We start from the raw sequence: 15,415 nt of genomic DNA, 5'->3' as shown, positions 1-15,415 counted from the left end.
GGAATAATTATTTTATTCTGTAGCCAGCCAGAGCCATTTGCCTATCGGCAGTATAAGGCGTTGCTTAAAAACAGTCTTAAAAAAATAAAATAATTTATGGAATTGGTATGAGTAATGCATCCTGTAGATGAACTTCAAAAAAGTTCAACCTAAACCATGTTGCAATACCAGTGAATTTCATTCGAAGGGATGGCCGTGCTGGAAAAGTACGGCCTACTTCGAGATCTCTATCTTCACTTTCTTACCCTTTATCTTTTCATTTTTCACCAGCGCTACCACCCGGTCGGCATGTTTGCGCTTTACGGCGGCGTAGGAAGAAAAGTCCAGCACCTCTATCAACCCAAGGTCTTCTTTATCCAACTCACCTTTTTTAAGAAGGAGGCCGACGATATCCACCTTGTTCACTTTATCCTTTTTACCTGCGGCGAGGTACAGCGTGGTCCACTGCGATGGTTGGGGGATAACGATATCGCCGCTCAGGTCTTCCACTTCCGGCAGTTCTTTTAAGTACACTGGCTTTTCACCTGGGGCAAGCAGCAGGTAGGAGGTACCTGTGGCGTGCATCCGGGCTGTACGGCCATTGCGGTGGGTAAATGCCTCTTCGTTATGCGGTAATTGGTAGTGTATCACGTGCTCAATTTCCGGTATATCCAGTCCGCGCGAGGCCAGATCGGTAGTGATGAGGATACGGTGGCTGCCGTTACGGAATTTTATTAATGCACGTTCACGGTCGTCCTGCTCCATACCGCCGTGGAATATGTCGTTAGGCAGGCCGTTGTCCCAAAGGGTGTCGCTGATTCGCTCCACAGCTTCGCGGTGGTTGCAAAAAACAAGCGTGGCTTTATCGCCAATTTTGCAAATGAGCGCAAACAAGGCTTCCAGTTTATCGGCTGCTTCGGCAACTACCACTTTTTGTAAAAGCTTGGATACGGTTGGCGTATTATCCAGGTAATTTAAGGTAATGGGCTTATGGATGCCCGTAAAGCGCGGGATCTCATCCATTTGCGTGGCCGAAGTGAGGATGCGCTTTCGCACGCTCCGCAATTGGCCGATGATATAAGCCATATCCTCCTGGAAACCAAACTCCAGGGCTTTATCAAATTCATCCAGTATCAGCGTGGTAATGGTATCGGTACTAAAGCTTTCGCGGCGCAGGTGGTGGCCTATCCGTCCGGGGGTACCTATCAACACTGCGGGCGGCTGCGACAGGTTCTTTATTTCCGTACGCACCGGGTGCCCGCCATAACAGCAATTCACTTTAAAGCCGCTGCCTATCGAGCGGAAAACCTGCTCTATCTGCAAAGCAAGCTCGCGTGAAGGGACTAATATCAACACCTGCACAGTAGGTACACTGGCATCCAGCAAGCTGAGCAGTGGCAACAAAAAACCAAGTGTTTTACCCGATCCTGTTGGGGAAAGCAATATCACGTCGCCTTTTTTGGCGGCTTCGATAGCAGCTTCCTGCATCGGGTTTAGTTTTTCGATATTTAGTTTTTGGAGCGTCTGCTTTATCATAGATTGTTGATCAGAAGCCGCAAAGATACGCCAAAGTACTTGTTTAAATATCGATCACCGAATGTTGCATATCCAATAATGAAGGAAGAAGGATTTATCCTTCCGAAAAGAAATCTACCAGGCTGCCAAAGTAGGCATCGTTCCAACCGTCGGAGATATCGTTGTAATCGCTATCGGGGATATTGGTATGCTTCAGTTCTACCGAAGTGCCATGCTTATCGGCATGCAGTTTTATAGTGACGATGGATTCCTCGGGTTGCCCATCGAAATACCATTGCTGTACTATCTTCTTATTCTCTTCAAATTCCAGGTTCTTGCCCACGATGCTGCCTTCCCACATAGAAAATTCGGAACCGGGAACGGTAGACATTTCGGCTTCCTCGCCCGTCCATAATTGTATTGTTATAGGGTTGGTGAGCGCCATGTAAAGCTCCTCGGGCGTGGCCGGTATGATGTAGTATTTTTTGAGATCTTTCACGGCTGCAATTTAGCGGAAAAATTTGGTCTGTCACCAAAGGCCTACAAACAACAAAGGCAAGCTGCCTTCCCGAAGGAAGCGCAGCTCAGAAAAGGTTTACAAAAGTTTACACAATTCAATGTTAAACTTGTTTAAATATATGATAATCAATTAATTATTATATATGGTGGGTTTACACTTTTTTAGCTTTTTTATTCGAAATATGAATATGTCCTATCGGCTTCAAATCGTTGGTATAAACCGTATGGGTATCATTATTTACTTTCCACGGGACCGATCGGCATCACTACCCGGCCGTATATCTCATTCATCACGCCTGCAATGCCCGTATAGATTGCCGATAATCCGCAAATAACGCCTTCGTAGCCAGCCAATGTCGTAATGCTTTTATTACCTGTTGCATCACCGATAGCTAAAAGAGCAAATAATACGGTTAATGATGCAAAAACAAATTGCAGCGCGCGGTTGAGCTTTAAGGTGCCAAAGAACAGGCAGAAGGTAAAAAATCCCCAGATACTTAAATAAGCCACCATAGCTCCTTCAGTTGGTTTGGTTCCCCAGCCCAGTTTTGGCATCACTATTAATCCAACCAACGATAACCAGAAGAAGCCGTACGAGGTAAATGCGGTTAATCCGAAGGTGTTATTCTTTTTTGCTTCGATAACGCCTGCGATAACCTGTGCAAGCCCGCCGTAAAAAATCCCCATGCCCAGGATCATGGTATTCAGTTCGTAGAAGCCGGCGTTATGGATGTTAAGCAAAACGGTGGTCATACCGAAGGCGCAAAGGCCAAGTGGTGCAGGGTTGGCTATGCCGTCCTTCACAACAACAGGAGTAGTTGGGATCATGTGCTAAAAGGTTTTTAATTTTGGTTTATGGATGCAATCTAAATTAAATACCGTTAATTAACAATTAAATTTAAACTGAATTGCTGCGCCGGCGTTAACACTATCATATATGCAGAAACTCGTTTTAATTCGCCACGGCGAAAGTGTTTATAATCAACAGAACCGTTTTACCGGTTGGGCCGATGCAGACCTGTCGGAAGAGGGATTTAACCAGGCACGCCGGGCAGGGAAGTTATTAGCCGATAAGGGCTATGCCTTTGACGTCGGGTTTACCTCGGTACTTAAGCGCTCCATAAAAACGATGCATTTTGTACTGGAAGAACTGGAGCATTTGTGGATACCGGTAGGCAAATCGTGGCGCTTGAATGAACGCTTCTATGGGGCCTTGCAAGGCTTAAATAAAGACGAAACAGTAGCAAAATACGGCGAAGAACAGGTACACAAATGGCGACGCGACCCGCACGAACAGCCGCCCGCTATCACCGAGCAGGATGAACGCTTCCCCGGGCATTATTTAAGGTATAACGATCTCACCTACCGTGAACTCCCCCTTACCGAAAACCTGAGTCAAACTATGAATCGCGTGCTCCCGTTTTGGCATGAACATATTGTACCGGAAATAAAGGATAACAAGAAGGTGATCATCTGCGCCCACGGCAACAGCCTGCGCGCCCTTATTCAATACATCGAAAACCTAAGCGACGAGGAGGTAACCAAACTGGATATCCCCACCGCAACGCCATGGGTTTATGAGTTGGATGACAGGTTGAACAGTATCAGGCATTATTACCTGGAGTAGTTTTAAGTGATGAGTTTTGAGTGATAAGTTCTTGACTCAAAACTCGTCACTCAAAACTGATAACTACTTCTCCAACTCCAATCCCCAATCTTTACCCTTATTCACCGCGGGCACGCCTTTATCCATCCAAACGGGCATTGGTTCACCTTTTAGGAAGTGGCCAAAGAACTGCGCTTCGCGGATGCTGATGTCCTTACGGTTTTGGCGTTTTACCAGGTTATGGGCTTCATCGTTGTATTGCAACAACCAAACAGGTTTTCCCAAACGGCGCAGAGCGGTAAACATTTCTATGCCCTGGTACCATGGCACGGCGCCATCGGCATCGTTACTCATAATCACAACAGGTGTTTTCACTTTCGGAAACTGGAATAATGGCGAGTTCTCTATATACAGTTCCGGCTTCTCCCAAAGCGTTGCGCCGATGCGGCTTTGTGTTTTTTCGTACTGGAACTGGCGGTTCACGCCGCTTTCCCAGCGGATGCCCCCGTAGGCCGAGGTCATGTTGGCAACCGGTGCGCCAGCCCACGCCGCAGCGTACATATTGGTTTGGGTGATGAGGTAAGCCACCTGGTAGCCGCCCCAGCTTTGGCCCTGTATACCGATGTGCGCGGCATCAACCCATGCATTTTTCTTTAAAGCCTCCACGCCTGAGTTTACAAATTCTACGGCCGAAGCACCCGGGTGCCCGTTGATGTAGCTGATATCAGGCGCGAAAACCAAATACCCGTTGCTTACAAACCAGGAGATAGGCAAGCGGGATGGCGTAGGAGCAGGGGCCTGGTAAGTGTAAAGCCCGTCGCTTAGCTTTTCATAAAAATAGGCTATCATCGGGTATTTTTTTGCCGGGTCGAAATCTTCCGGTTTGTACAGGATACCCTTTGACTTGTAACCTTTGGGCGTTGTCCATTGCACCAGTTCGGCAGTACCCCAATTGTATCCGGCTTGCTGGAGGTTTATCGCGCTAAGTTTAATTTCCTTTTTCAGATCGGCAGATACATACAGGTTTGGCGATTGCGTATAACTCGATTTGGTGTAGATAAACACGTCGGCATTTTTGGCTTTTTGCAAACTGCTGTATGTTACCGACGCAACAATAACTTTAAGCGGATCGGCCTCCGTCCCCAAAGTTTTGGTATAATAACCCCACTGCTTATTTTCTTCGTTTTGTGCGATAAGCCAAAGCGCTTTTTTCGACGGGATAAACTTCTCTTCGCTGTCGCTTGGGCTGTAGCGGAACTTGATCTTGTTTTGGCGGCCAATGTGATTGGTGATATTAACCGCATGGCCCGTTGCAGGGTCTATGCTCCAGATATCGTACCTGTCATAAATAAGCACATTCTTGTCATCCTTTTCCCAGCCGGCAATGCCGTAAGCGCCGGGGTCATCTGGCACATCATTTTCCTCGTCGCCCATTTTTACACCGGTAGCTGCTGTTAAATTCAATTTCTTACCCGTCGCGATAGCATAGGAATGCCAGTTTTGGCCTTTCGAATCGAACCAGAGCACGTAATTGCCACCCGGCGAAATGCGGTAACTTGCCTTTGCCCGGTTATTAATACGGGTACGCCCGCCGGTTTTTGTATTGATCAAATATGCTTCCTGGTTGCTGCCGCCTTCCCACTGCGATTGCACGCGCGCACCTGTATCCGCCAGGCCCAACACATGGCCGCGGTCGTTATTCTCGGGCACGGCAATGTCGCGGATGTTTTCGTCGCCCAGTTGAATCAACTTTCGCTCGCCCTCGTTGGGGCGGATCACTGCCAGGTAACTCCTCTTTAGTTCCTTCTGCAGGTTTTTTAGCTGGTAGGGTTGCAAGTAATCATCTTTATAGTTCCAGATATCCAGCCTCGCCACTTCAAAATCTACCAGGGTGGTATCGGCAGGTTTTGGTATAGGTGCCGTGCCGAAGAATAGGTTATCGCCGTTCTTGCTAAAGTAAACTTTACCATCGCCGCTGGCTGCCCAGTTTGCCGACATCCCGGCGCTGCCTTGTGCAGCCAATACAATAGCGCTATCTTTTGTAGTGTTGTAATAATAAAGCTTAAAGGGTTTTACCAGTGCCTTTTCGGGGTTTTTCTCGGCGGTAAAAGCAAGTTGTTTGCCGGCATCATCAAAAGCGAGGTTGCGGTAATTGCCTCGCCCGGTACTAACAACTTTAATGCTATCGCTCTCAATATTGTAAATAAATACCCCCGACTTCACATCCTTCGATTTCTTGGGCGCGGTAACCGAAAACGCCAGCAGCTTACCATTTTTGTTCAGTATATAATCGCTCACGTATTTAAACGTGCGCGATTTGCCGTTCAATAGCTGCCTCAATGTAAGCTCCGCACCATCTTTAACGGGAGGTGCAATAGTATTTGCTATCGCTTTTTTTGAGGTATCGCCGGCTTCTGGTTTCTTTACCGTATCGGCAGGTGATAGGTAGGCAATAACAGATGCGTTCTCTGCTATTTTAAAAGAGCGGATGGCGGGGATCTTTTCTACAGATCTGCTACCTAATACCGCTATCCCCAATGTATCCTTCGGAAATTCGTTTTGTTTTTTCTTTTTGATCTTAGCCTGTCGCAAATCCCTATAAAAAGGGCGGATCATGAACACGGCGTATTTAGAATCGGCGGTGATACGCGCCGTATCGGCTCGTGTCACCCTGTAGGGATTTTTGTTTTTTACATCCGTTATCACCAGGTCGGCATCGCCTTCCTGCGGTTTTATCACATACACGATAAATTTTCCGTTGTTACTGATGAGCTGGTTGTTGATGCTCTGCCAGCCATCATAAACAGATTGATCGAGCGGTTTTTTGGATGTTTTTTGGGCAGATGCACCCAAACAAGCGAAAAATAAGATTGCCGGTAACAGCGTTTTTTTCATAGCAGGCAGATAAACCCTAAAGATGCTAAAATTTAAGCCTGGTAATAAATTGAAATGAAAAAGTTACAGGCCGAGCGCTCTAACCTGTAAAATTCATTAGCTAAATACATGTATTTAGCTCTTCTTAATTTATAATTAAATTGTATGACAAATAATTTACCGCCAGCCAATTATGATATGTATCTGCAAGGTGGCGGCGAAATGGGTGAATTAACCCGGTCGTTCGATTGGGAATAATAAATTTTCGCCCCGTACCAAACAATCGTCCCCTTGGCTGATTTATACAGCTAAACATGGCTTCATCCAAAACATCCATATACGCGGCGCTTATTGCCAATCTGCTTATCGCGATCACTAAATTTATTGCGGGAGGTATCAGCAACAGCGCGGCCATGGTGGCAGAGGGCGTACACTCGGTTGTAGATACCGTGAACGAATTACTCCTGCTGCTGGGCATCCACCGCAGTAAGAAACTGCCCGATGCCACGCATCCATTCGGTTACGGTAAAGAGCTTTACTTCTGGTCGTTCATTGTATCTATCATGATCTTCGGGCTTGGCGGTGGCATCTCTATCTACCAGGGCATCGCCCACATCATCAAACCCGAAGAACTGGGCGACCCAACTATTAACTATATTGTTTTGGGTTTGTCTATCGTATTCGAAGGCGCATCGCTCATCATCGCCATCAAACAATTCAATCAAATACGCGGCGCTACACCGTTTTGGCAAGCAGTTGTTAAAAGCAAGGATCCATCCAGTTTCCTGGTTTTGTTTGAGGACGCCGCTGCGGTTGCCGGTTTGTTTATTGTGATGATATGCGTTTACATCAGCCACAGTTTAAACAAGCCTTATATAGATGGTGTAGCCTCGCTACTGGTGGGACTGATACTGGTGGTGGTATCCGCTATTTTAGCACGCGAGAGCCGTAGCCTGTTGATGGGCGAGGGCGTATCCAGCCAAACACGCGACAAAATTTGCCGGATGGTGGAGGGGGATGGTCATGTGGTAAAAGTGCAGCACATCCTGTCTACCTATCAATCGCCAACGGAGGTATTGCTAATGCTAATAGTGGCCTTTAAGGAAGACATGGATACCGAAGAGATCAATAAGGCTATAGATAGGATAAGGGATGTTATAAAAACCGAGTTTAACCTGGTACGTTTTGTGATCATTCAGCCCGAAAGTTTAGAGCATCACGTTTTGTGGAACGACGATAAGCATTAAGTCGGCAAAGTTTTAATTGATAGCTTTGCCTTGTCAGGTACAAGCCCTATGAAAAAACTAAAACAAATAATAACACAGGTAAAAACTGCTGACGAAGTATCCGCTGGATTTAATCATCTTCTTTGGCAGCTCATTTGTTATTCGCCAAAAATGCCGGTGCGCCTGCAGCAACAGCAATTGCTGGATGAGGCAGAAAAGTTTAGCCTAAGTGCCTATGACGAGCATTTTACCCATACGCATTTAAATTTCAATGGTTTTAAATGGGGTAGCGGCACGCGGAAAATTGTTATCACACATGGCTGGGGTTCCAAAGCGGCAGACTTTTCTGAATTGATAACCGCCTTATGCCAAATACCTCATACTACTGTTATAGCCTTTGATGTGCCTGGTAACGGCAGTTCGGAAGGGGAACTATCTAATGGTGCCTTATTTGCCGAAGCCGCAAAAGCGGTGATGAGCCAATATGGTGCGCCTGATATTTTGATAGGACATTCTTTAGGCGGCATGGCCAATGTAATGGCCTTAAATGACAATGGTGCCAAACCAAAGCTACTCATCAGCGTTACCCCGCTCATCAGGCTGAAAGAAAACTTTGAAAGCAGCATGACCGCCGCCGGTGTATCCGCAGAAATGCAAACGGCTTATTTAAAAAGCTTTAAAGAGTTGGTAGGCAGGGCGGCATCCTCCTACGACGTGGAAAAACTGTATCAGAGCGGGCCGGAGCAAGATCATTTTTTGCTTTATGATGAAGCGGATATGATATCGCCGTATAAATTTATCCGAGACTTTTTGTCGACGCGCCCATTCATCAGAAACAAAAATTATACAGGTGCCGGTCATGCAGGCATTATCCGGTCGCCGGAGGTGATAGCCGATATCGTTGCAGCAATTACTGCAATTTTGGAATAGCCGGGGCTGTTTTATTTAGTTAAATTTGTTTCATGTCCGGGCCAGTAGCAACAGTTTTCCCTAAAATATATCTCTACCGGCGGGTTGTGCAGGCTAAGCTGTTTATTGATGCGCATTACCATCAGTCCATAAATTTAGATGCCATTGCCGACGAGGCTTATTTCTCCAAATATCATTTTATCCGCCTGTTTAAGGCTACATATGGCAATACACCTCATCAGTATTTAATGGCTGTGCGCATAAATAATGCGCAGCTTCTGCTAAAAAAAGGATTGCCTGTTACAGATGTTTGCTATGCCATTGGGTTTGATAGTATCAGTTCTTTTTCTGCGCTGTTTAAGCGGGTCACTAAGCATTCGCCGGCCGCCTGGCAGCAAACAGAACTGAAACGCACGGCCGAAATGAAAACAGCACCGCTCAATTTTATTCCAAACTGTTTTGCCCAACAAAACGGGTGGACATAAAACCGCAATTTTCAACAACAGAACGAGCCCGCTGTTACCGACCTTTAGCCCGATAAACAAAAATACCATGATCACAAAAATGAACCACGTGAGCATCTTTGTCCTTAACCAGGATAGTGCTTTTGAGTTTTATGTAAACAAGCTGGGTTTTAAAGTACATACCGATGCCAGCATGGGCCCCGGTATGCGCTGGCTTACCGTTTGCCCGCCCGAACAACCCGAGCTGGAGATAAGCCTGATGGCGATAAATGAAGGTATGATGTTTAAGCAGGATGCAGCTGAGCAAATGCGCGCGCTGGTGAGCAAAGGCACCTTTGGCTTTGGTGTTTTTGAATGCAACGATTTGCTTGCCACTTATGAAGAATTAAAGGCAAAAGGAGTGGAGTTCACCAAAGAACCTACAAAAGAGTTTTATGGTTTTGAGGCGTTGTTTAAAGACGACTCGGGGAATTGGTTTTCATTGGGCGAGAAAAAGCAATAAACACGAATTTTACGAATGACGCGAATTCCACGAATTAAAAATCCGCTTTAGCTCGTGGAATTCTCTTTTGATAGAATGCTTAAAACCTCATCCCAGTTATTGGCGCGCACGTGGTGGTTGGCACTTACGTTATGGTAGGCATGGAACATAATTGTTTTGCCCTTAAAATTATCGAGGTTTTTAAGGTGATCGTCTATCATGTATTCGGTATTGATGATACTTTTATCGCCGCAAAAAATAATGTTGCGCCAGCTTATAAAAGGGAAGTTTACCTTAAGCCATTCCAGTTTTTCGGGCAGGCTTAAAGGGAATTCCATAGCGGCCGATACAATGTACACTTCATAGGTCTCCATTAGCTTTTTCACGGCTTCCACGGCGCCTTCCATTACAGGTAGGCCTAAAAAGAACCCGGGAGATAGTACAAACCTGCGCGCCAAACCCGTTTCGGGGAAAAGGTTATCATCATTTTTGCCGGCCAGGTCAGCTTTGCTAAAGAGGGTGCCGTAATCGCGTTGGTACCAATCTAAGAACTGCTGCTCTACATCGGCAATTACGCCATCCATATCTATTGCTATCGATTTTCTCATGTTATTGTTCGTTGCTTAGCCTGGGGTTGCAAGGCATGGCAAAAATAGTTTTTTATAGCACAAAAAATTAATTAAAAACGGTGTTTGCAGAGCTATATTATACTTTTTGGGCGCAATAAAAATATAAATTAATTAGCCCTAATATTTGAAATAACAGGTGTTTTTCCCCGTTCAAGCAACTCATCTAAACACCAAAAAATGAAAAAAATCTTCACAATGGCAATGCTCCTCATCGCCGCTCAATTTGCGAAAGCTCAAACCGAAAAAGGCAACCAAACACTGGGTATAAACCTGCAGTTTCAGCATTCAAACAGTACAAGCACCAATATCGACCCGGTTAGTAATTCCATCACTGTTCAGGATCAAAAGGGTACCACTTTTAACTTGGGCCCTATTTACAGTTATTTTATCAGCAACAATGTTGATCTGGGTGGCTCATTGCTATACAGCTCAAACCGTAATACCTACGGCGATGCCGCGGGCGAACAAAAGCAGACTAACAACAGCTTTGGCGGTACCATATTCCTGCGTAAATACTTTATGTATCAAAATAAAGTTGGGCTTCGCGTCGGCCCTTACGCGGCTTACAGCCATAGCAACTCAAAGTTTAATAATGTTCCGGTTAATTCCGTTTATGATATAAAAACCACGGGCGACAGCTACGGTGCCGGTATCAATGCAGAATTATTGTATTACCCTACAAGCCATATGGGCGTATCGTTAACCCTGGCTAATGTAAACTACAATCATTTTAAAAGCGATAGCGGCAACAGGGGAAGCAGCAGCGGAGATTCTGTTAATGCCACCTTTATAAATAGCGGCCTTGGGGTATCCGTATTTTATACTTTTAGGTAAGTAACAGTAGGTAAAAATGCTTTAAATGAAAAACATCAGGTTGCCTTCAGCACCGGATGTTTTTGTTATTGCTTGTGCGAGGCCTTCACTTTGTTAAAATAATCTACCAGCTTATCTATATTGCCTAAACCGTAACGCCCGGCGCGGATCTGCTCCAATACTTCGGGTTCGTCGCCCATTGCTTCGCTCATTACGTCTGCAAAGTTTTCCTCGGTAATGTGCTGCATGGTAGCCGTGTTAGTGCCGTAGTAATAGCTCAGCTTTGATTTATCAACGCTGCCGCCGCCTCCGCCGCCAAAGGCAATACCAACTCCGCCACCCAGGCCGCCGCCATAACCACCGCCACCCGTACTTAAGCCCACACTTGGCGAAAAGCGTACTTTCTTGCCGGTTCCGCTGCCGCTGCCTGCGCCGCGCGTGGCGTAGATCCTGGTTTCCTCGTTCACAACCACACGTACAAAATCAAATTCTTTTTTTGCCCAGGTTTCGTTACCGGGGGCATGCGCTACCACAAAGCTATCTTTACCTACCACGTACGATTGCAGGTCGCTGGTGCTCAGTTTGTAAGGCTCGGTTTTCTCTCCATCCTTAAACTCAATAAAACCTTCGTTTTTAATAGGGCCGTTACCGCCCGGGTTGGCAATAATAAAGCCATCAGAACGGACACCTTTTACGTCGATAAAATAGCCGGGCTGCCATTTTTGGGCGAACAAAGCAGGAGAGGTTAAAAGCAGCAGCGCCGCAACAGAAAGATATTTTTTCAGAGAGAACATTTTTAAATTATTTGATTGAACGGGGTACTTATAATTTTCCCTGCAGTTTTACTTTGTAGAAATACGCAATAAGCCTCTCAATATTGTCCAGCCCGAAGGGATTGGCACGGATATAATCGACTACTTTTGGCTGGCTTTTCATAGTGGCTGCTATTGCTTCCTTAAAATTCTCGTCGGTGATGTATTGCAGTTCGCTCGGTTTGCTACCATAATAATACCATTTTTTTGTATTGCCGTCACTGTTGCTTGCTTTTGTAGTATAGGTTGGTAGCTGCAAAACCGGTTGCAAATAACCTGGTGCGGCCTTTATTAAGCCATCTTCGGTTACGCGGTTATCTTTTACAATTGCGCTATTCTCATTGGCATACAGTGTGCCATTTCCAAGGGCGGTTAGTATAGCTGGCAGCTTTCTGATATGGCCGCTGCCTTTATAACTTGCTGGCTTGCCATCCGCTATCCTTAGGGTATAAATTTTCACATCCGCATTCATCACTATCCGCACAAAATCTGTAGCCATTTTTGTCCATTTGCCCCTTACGGGTGCTTTAGCAACCACAAAACTATCCTGCCCAACTATAAACGATTGCAGGTCGCTGGTACTTAGGGGAGTAACTTCACCTTTTTCCGAATCTTTAAATTCAATGTAGCCTTCGCCCGGAAACGGGCCTTTACCGCCTGGCGCGGGGCGGATGATGCCTGCGTATTTAACGCCCTGCACATCGGTATAATGGCCAGGCTGCCAAATTTGAGATTTCGCCGTTATTGTAATACCGAAAATACACAGCAGGAGTAGAACATTACGCATAAGATTTAGATATTTGAAACCAAATATAATAGATTTTTAAATATGATGACTGTTGATCTGCGCAGCGATACTGTAACAAAACCTACCCCCGGTATGCTCGAAGCCATGTGGAGTGCTAAAGTGGGCGATGATGTTTTTGGCGAGGACGAAACGGTGAACGCACTGGAGGAAAAAGCTGCTGCAATGTTTGGTATGGAGGCGGCTATTTTTTGTCCATCAGGCACCATGACCAACCAGATAGCCATTAAATGTTTTACCCAGCCGCTTGATGAGCTTATTGCCGACCAAACCGCGCATGTTTACCGTTACGAGGGTGGGGGTATTGCTTTTAACTCGGGTGTGTCCACTCGCTTGCTGAACGGTTACCGCGGCATCATCACCGCGGAGATGATAGAGCCGGAGATAAACGCCGAAAATATCCATTACCCGCATACCAGCTTAGTAATACTGGAAAATACCGTGAACAAAGGCGGCGGCAGTTGCTACACATTGGAACATATTAAACCCATAGCAGCATTGTGCAAAGCAAAAGGGCTGAAGCTACATTTGGATGGTGCCCGTATATTTAACGCCCTTGCCCATACCGGCGATAAACCCGCCGATTACGGTAGTTACTTCGACGGGATCTCGGTTTGCCTGTCTAAAGGTTTGGGCGCGCCGGTGGGTTCGGTATTACTGGCGGATAAGGCTACCATTAAATATGCCCGCCGCATCCGTAAGGTTTTAGGCGGAGGAATGCGCCAGGCCGGCTTTTTAGCTGCCGCAGGCATCTACGCGCTCGACCATCATGTGGAGCGGCTTAAAATAGACCATAAGCACGCCCAAATTATGGCCGAAGAACTCGGCAAGCAAAACTGGGTAACTAACGTGGTGCCCGTAGAAACTAATATCATCCTTTTTGATACGGTTGAACCAGCAGAGATAGTTTTAGCACGACTGGAAGCAAAAGGTATCAAAGCCAACAGTACCGATACGCACCGTATCCGTTTTGTAACGCACCTGGATATACATCCGGAGCAAGTAGAGTATGTTGTAGCTTCACTGTAAGTAGTGAGTTGGGAATGGGGAGCGAGGAGTAGAGAGTAGTAAATAGTGAGTAGTAATTGAATAAACGAGCCCCACTAACCACTTACTAATCACCATTCAACTACTCACCAAAATATTTCCATTCCCAAACTTCGCCGTCTTCTTCATCCATAATGGTGCCTGTTAGTCCAAAATTATTTTTTTTGAGTATTCGCGTAGAGTAATTTTCACCAGGCAAGGTGCGGGCGGTAATGTTAATAGATGCATCCGTCTGCTGAGCTAATTCTACCAATTCCCGGCACATCTTACCGCCAACGCCGGTATGCTCGTAATCAGGAAAAGTATAGTAGGCTATTTCTACCTGCCCGTTCGCGGGTTTACCTTTAAAGCCACCGCAGCCAACTAATTGGCCATTTTCTTCGGCATAATAGCTGATCCATGGCGGGTTAAAGCCAACACGGCTATAGTAATCAACCGACATTTGTACCATATCTGCCCAATCGGGAAACGCGGCCAATTCGGTGTTCTCTTCTGTAAATTGTTTAACCGGTATCAGTTTCATCTTCAGGCAGGTGTTGACGGGCTAAATATAATTAAAAACCTGTAAATCAGCATTTATCTTAATGCTGATCTCAGCATTCAAAACTTATACTCCTGTGGCGTGTTATTGTCTGACATGAACCGCCTCCTAAAAAAACTCGAAAAAATTGGCCGCGACCCCAAAATTACCGCAAAGGCGGTTGGTCTGCGTTACGTGGCAGACTCGGCACCAGGGTATACCCGTAAAAAATCGGGCAAAGGCTGGAGTTTTTATAATTCTGACGGAGAGTTGGTTAAGGACAAAGAGTTAATTACCCGCTTTACCAAATTGGTGATACCTCCGGCTTATACAAATGTGTGGATCTCGCCATACGAGAATGGTCACCTGCAGTTTACGGGTACCGACGCGGCGGGGCGCAAACAATACCGCTACCATCCGTATTGGAACAAGATCCGTAATCAATCTAAGTACCATCGCATGCAGATGTTTGCGGTGCATTTACCCGCTATCCGCGAACGGGTAGACCATGACCTTGCGCGTCGTAATCTCGACCACGAAAAAGTGGTGGCACTGGTTGTACGGCTGATGGAACTGACGAGCATTAGGGTGGGTAACGAGTCGTATAAGAAATTGTACGGTTCCTTCGGCTTAACTACGCTGATGAACAAGCATGTAAAGATAGAAGGTACCAGGATCAACTTCGAATTTAAGGGCAAAAAGGGCGTGTTCCATAAAGTGGCTTTACAAAGCCGTAAATTGGCTAACCTGGTTAAGCAATGCCGAGATATACCTGGGAAGGATCTTTTTCAGTATTATAACCAGGAAGGTGAACGTTGCACCATCGGCTCTGGCGATATCAATAATTATCTGAAAGAGATCACCGGCGAAGACTTTACCGCAAAAGACTTCCGCACCTGGGCGGGCAGTGTAAGCGCGCTGTATGCCTTTAAAGAGGCCGGTGAGTTTGATAACATTACCGAGTGCCGTAAAAAAATAATAAGCGTGCTGGACGAAGTAGCCATAAACCTGGGCAACACCCGTACGGTGTGCAAAAAATACTACGTGCATCCTACGGTAATTAAAAGTTACGAACAGGGCACCATATTCAAATACATCAGCGAATTGGACGAAAGCCAGGATGTAAAGTCATCAGAACTCAACATTGCCGAAAAAGCCCTGATAAAACTGCTTGAGAACGAGAAACTTGCAGAAGCAAGCTAACACCATCCCTATA

Annotated in this window: 16 protein-coding genes; 8 read left to right on the top strand and 8 right to left on the bottom strand. The window is 45.9% G+C overall.

Annotation, left to right across the window (positions count from 1 at the left end; genetic code table 11):
- Positions 1-213: 213 nt before the first annotated feature.
- The 3 genes from ABIX36_RS15605 to ABIX36_RS15595 form a co-directional block, all read right to left on the bottom strand.
- Positions 214-1,515 carry a DEAD/DEAH box helicase gene (locus ABIX36_RS15605; RefSeq protein WP_348083096.1) on the bottom strand — a complete coding sequence of 434 codons (1,302 nt, stop codon included), beginning with the start codon at positions 1,513-1,515 and terminating at the stop codon, positions 214-216.
- Between the two features lie 94 nt (positions 1,516-1,609).
- Positions 1,610-1,993 (bottom strand): SRPBCC family protein, encoded by a 384-nt coding sequence (locus tag ABIX36_RS15600; RefSeq protein WP_348083095.1) that lies wholly within the window; start codon positions 1,991-1,993, stop codon positions 1,610-1,612.
- A gap of 254 nt (positions 1,994-2,247) precedes the next feature.
- Positions 2,248-2,841 (bottom strand): acetate uptake transporter, encoded by a 594-nt coding sequence (locus ABIX36_RS15595; protein ID WP_348083094.1) that lies wholly within the window; start codon positions 2,839-2,841, stop codon positions 2,248-2,250.
- A 109-nt stretch (positions 2,842-2,950) separates the two neighbouring features.
- Between ABIX36_RS15595 and gpmA the strand changes: the two genes are divergently transcribed.
- The gene (gpmA, locus tag ABIX36_RS15590) at positions 2,951-3,640 is read left to right on the top strand and encodes a 2,3-diphosphoglycerate-dependent phosphoglycerate mutase (protein ID WP_348083093.1); all 690 of its coding nucleotides are present in this window, start codon (positions 2,951-2,953) and stop codon (positions 3,638-3,640) included.
- 63 nt (positions 3,641-3,703) lie between these two features.
- Here gpmA and ABIX36_RS15585 read toward each other — a convergent pair whose 3' ends face one another.
- Positions 3,704-6,514: a prolyl oligopeptidase family serine peptidase gene (locus ABIX36_RS15585; protein WP_348083092.1), complete on the bottom strand. Its 2,811-nt coding sequence runs from the start codon at positions 6,512-6,514 to the stop codon at positions 3,704-3,706.
- 293 nt (positions 6,515-6,807) lie between these two features.
- On the opposite strand from ABIX36_RS15585, the gene ABIX36_RS15580 reads away from it, so the two are divergent.
- The 4 genes from ABIX36_RS15580 to ABIX36_RS15565 all read left to right on the top strand — a co-directional run bounded on the left by ABIX36_RS15580 (position 6,808) and on the right by ABIX36_RS15565 (position 9,594).
- Positions 6,808-7,740 (top strand): cation diffusion facilitator family transporter, encoded by a 933-nt coding sequence (locus tag ABIX36_RS15580; RefSeq protein WP_348083091.1) that lies wholly within the window; start codon positions 6,808-6,810, stop codon positions 7,738-7,740.
- A gap of 48 nt (positions 7,741-7,788) precedes the next feature.
- Positions 7,789-8,649 carry an alpha/beta hydrolase gene (locus tag ABIX36_RS15575; protein ID WP_348083090.1) on the top strand — a complete coding sequence of 287 codons (861 nt, stop codon included), beginning with the start codon at positions 7,789-7,791 and terminating at the stop codon, positions 8,647-8,649.
- A gap of 32 nt (positions 8,650-8,681) precedes the next feature.
- Entirely contained in the window at positions 8,682-9,113 is a 432-nt protein-coding gene (locus tag ABIX36_RS15570; protein WP_348083089.1) for an AraC family transcriptional regulator, read from the top strand.
- 67 nt (positions 9,114-9,180) lie between these two features.
- On the top strand, positions 9,181-9,594 hold the full coding sequence (locus tag ABIX36_RS15565) for a VOC family protein (RefSeq protein ID WP_348083088.1): 414 nt from the start codon (positions 9,181-9,183) through the stop codon (positions 9,592-9,594).
- 47 nt (positions 9,595-9,641) lie between these two features.
- Here ABIX36_RS15565 and ABIX36_RS15560 read toward each other — a convergent pair whose 3' ends face one another.
- Positions 9,642-10,181, bottom strand: a complete 540-nt coding sequence (locus ABIX36_RS15560; RefSeq protein ID WP_348083087.1) for a 5'(3')-deoxyribonucleotidase — start codon at positions 10,179-10,181, stop codon at positions 9,642-9,644.
- Between the two features lie 198 nt (positions 10,182-10,379).
- On the opposite strand from ABIX36_RS15560, the gene ABIX36_RS15555 reads away from it, so the two are divergent.
- A complete protein-coding gene (locus tag ABIX36_RS15555; protein ID WP_348083086.1) occupies positions 10,380-11,036 on the top strand; it encodes an outer membrane beta-barrel protein in 657 nt (218 codons plus the stop codon).
- 65 nt (positions 11,037-11,101) lie between these two features.
- On the opposite strand, the gene ABIX36_RS15550 is transcribed toward ABIX36_RS15555, so the two are convergent.
- Complete coding sequence (locus ABIX36_RS15550; protein ID WP_348083085.1) at positions 11,102-11,809, bottom strand: hypothetical protein; 708 nt, start codon at positions 11,807-11,809, stop codon at positions 11,102-11,104.
- Positions 11,810-11,837: 28 nt separating this feature from the next.
- Positions 11,838-12,614 (bottom strand): hypothetical protein, encoded by a 777-nt coding sequence (locus tag ABIX36_RS15545; protein ID WP_348083084.1) that lies wholly within the window; start codon positions 12,612-12,614, stop codon positions 11,838-11,840.
- A 42-nt stretch (positions 12,615-12,656) separates the two neighbouring features.
- On the opposite strand from ABIX36_RS15545, the gene ABIX36_RS15540 reads away from it, so the two are divergent.
- Positions 12,657-13,661, top strand: coding sequence for a GntG family PLP-dependent aldolase (locus ABIX36_RS15540; protein ID WP_348083083.1), 1,005 nt, complete (start codon positions 12,657-12,659; stop codon positions 13,659-13,661).
- Positions 13,662-13,761: 100 nt separating this feature from the next.
- Here the strand turns inward: ABIX36_RS15540 and ABIX36_RS15535 are convergent, their stop codons facing one another.
- Positions 13,762-14,202, bottom strand: coding sequence for a GNAT family protein (locus ABIX36_RS15535; protein ID WP_348083082.1), 441 nt, complete (start codon positions 14,200-14,202; stop codon positions 13,762-13,764).
- Positions 14,203-14,316: 114 nt separating this feature from the next.
- Here ABIX36_RS15535 and ABIX36_RS15530 point away from each other — a divergent pair, with 114 nt between their 5' ends.
- The gene (locus ABIX36_RS15530; protein WP_348083081.1) at positions 14,317-15,402 is read left to right on the top strand and encodes a DNA topoisomerase IB; all 1,086 of its coding nucleotides are present in this window, start codon (positions 14,317-14,319) and stop codon (positions 15,400-15,402) included.
- Positions 15,403-15,415 lie beyond the last annotated feature (13 nt).

Source organism: Mucilaginibacter sp. (assembly GCF_039925265.1).
Classification (GTDB): domain Bacteria; phylum Bacteroidota; class Bacteroidia; order Sphingobacteriales; family Sphingobacteriaceae; genus Mucilaginibacter.
The sequence above is the reverse complement of the archived record's forward strand: the minus strand, read 5'-3'. Positions and strand labels throughout refer to the sequence as shown.

Excerpts from the sequence above, each read along its gene's own strand:
- ABIX36_RS15560 (WP_348083087.1), bottom strand. The coding sequence starts at position 10,181 with ATGAGAAAATCGATAGCAATAGATATGGATGGCGTAATTGCCGATGTA.
- ABIX36_RS15605 (WP_348083096.1), bottom strand. The coding sequence starts at position 1,515 with ATGATAAAGCAGACGCTCCAAAAACTAAATATCGAAAAACTAAACCCG.
- ABIX36_RS15530 (WP_348083081.1), top strand. The coding sequence starts at position 14,317 with ATGAACCGCCTCCTAAAAAAACTCGAAAAAATTGGCCGCGACCCCAAA.
- ABIX36_RS15565 (WP_348083088.1), top strand. The coding sequence starts at position 9,181 with ATGATCACAAAAATGAACCACGTGAGCATCTTTGTCCTTAACCAGGAT.
- ABIX36_RS15595 (WP_348083094.1), bottom strand. The coding sequence starts at position 2,841 with ATGATCCCAACTACTCCTGTTGTTGTGAAGGACGGCATAGCCAACCCT.
- ABIX36_RS15545 (WP_348083084.1), bottom strand. The coding sequence starts at position 12,614 with ATGCGTAATGTTCTACTCCTGCTGTGTATTTTCGGTATTACAATAACG.
- ABIX36_RS15585 (WP_348083092.1), bottom strand. The coding sequence starts at position 6,514 with ATGAAAAAAACGCTGTTACCGGCAATCTTATTTTTCGCTTGTTTGGGT.
- ABIX36_RS15555 (WP_348083086.1), top strand. The coding sequence starts at position 10,380 with ATGAAAAAAATCTTCACAATGGCAATGCTCCTCATCGCCGCTCAATTT.
- ABIX36_RS15550 (WP_348083085.1), bottom strand. The coding sequence starts at position 11,809 with ATGTTCTCTCTGAAAAAATATCTTTCTGTTGCGGCGCTGCTGCTTTTA.
- gpmA (WP_348083093.1), top strand. The coding sequence starts at position 2,951 with ATGCAGAAACTCGTTTTAATTCGCCACGGCGAAAGTGTTTATAATCAA.
- ABIX36_RS15580 (WP_348083091.1), top strand. The coding sequence starts at position 6,808 with ATGGCTTCATCCAAAACATCCATATACGCGGCGCTTATTGCCAATCTG.
- ABIX36_RS15575 (WP_348083090.1), top strand. The coding sequence starts at position 7,789 with ATGAAAAAACTAAAACAAATAATAACACAGGTAAAAACTGCTGACGAA.
- ABIX36_RS15570 (WP_348083089.1), top strand. The coding sequence starts at position 8,682 with ATGTCCGGGCCAGTAGCAACAGTTTTCCCTAAAATATATCTCTACCGG.
- ABIX36_RS15535 (WP_348083082.1), bottom strand. The coding sequence starts at position 14,202 with ATGAAACTGATACCGGTTAAACAATTTACAGAAGAGAACACCGAATTG.
- ABIX36_RS15540 (WP_348083083.1), top strand. The coding sequence starts at position 12,657 with ATGATGACTGTTGATCTGCGCAGCGATACTGTAACAAAACCTACCCCC.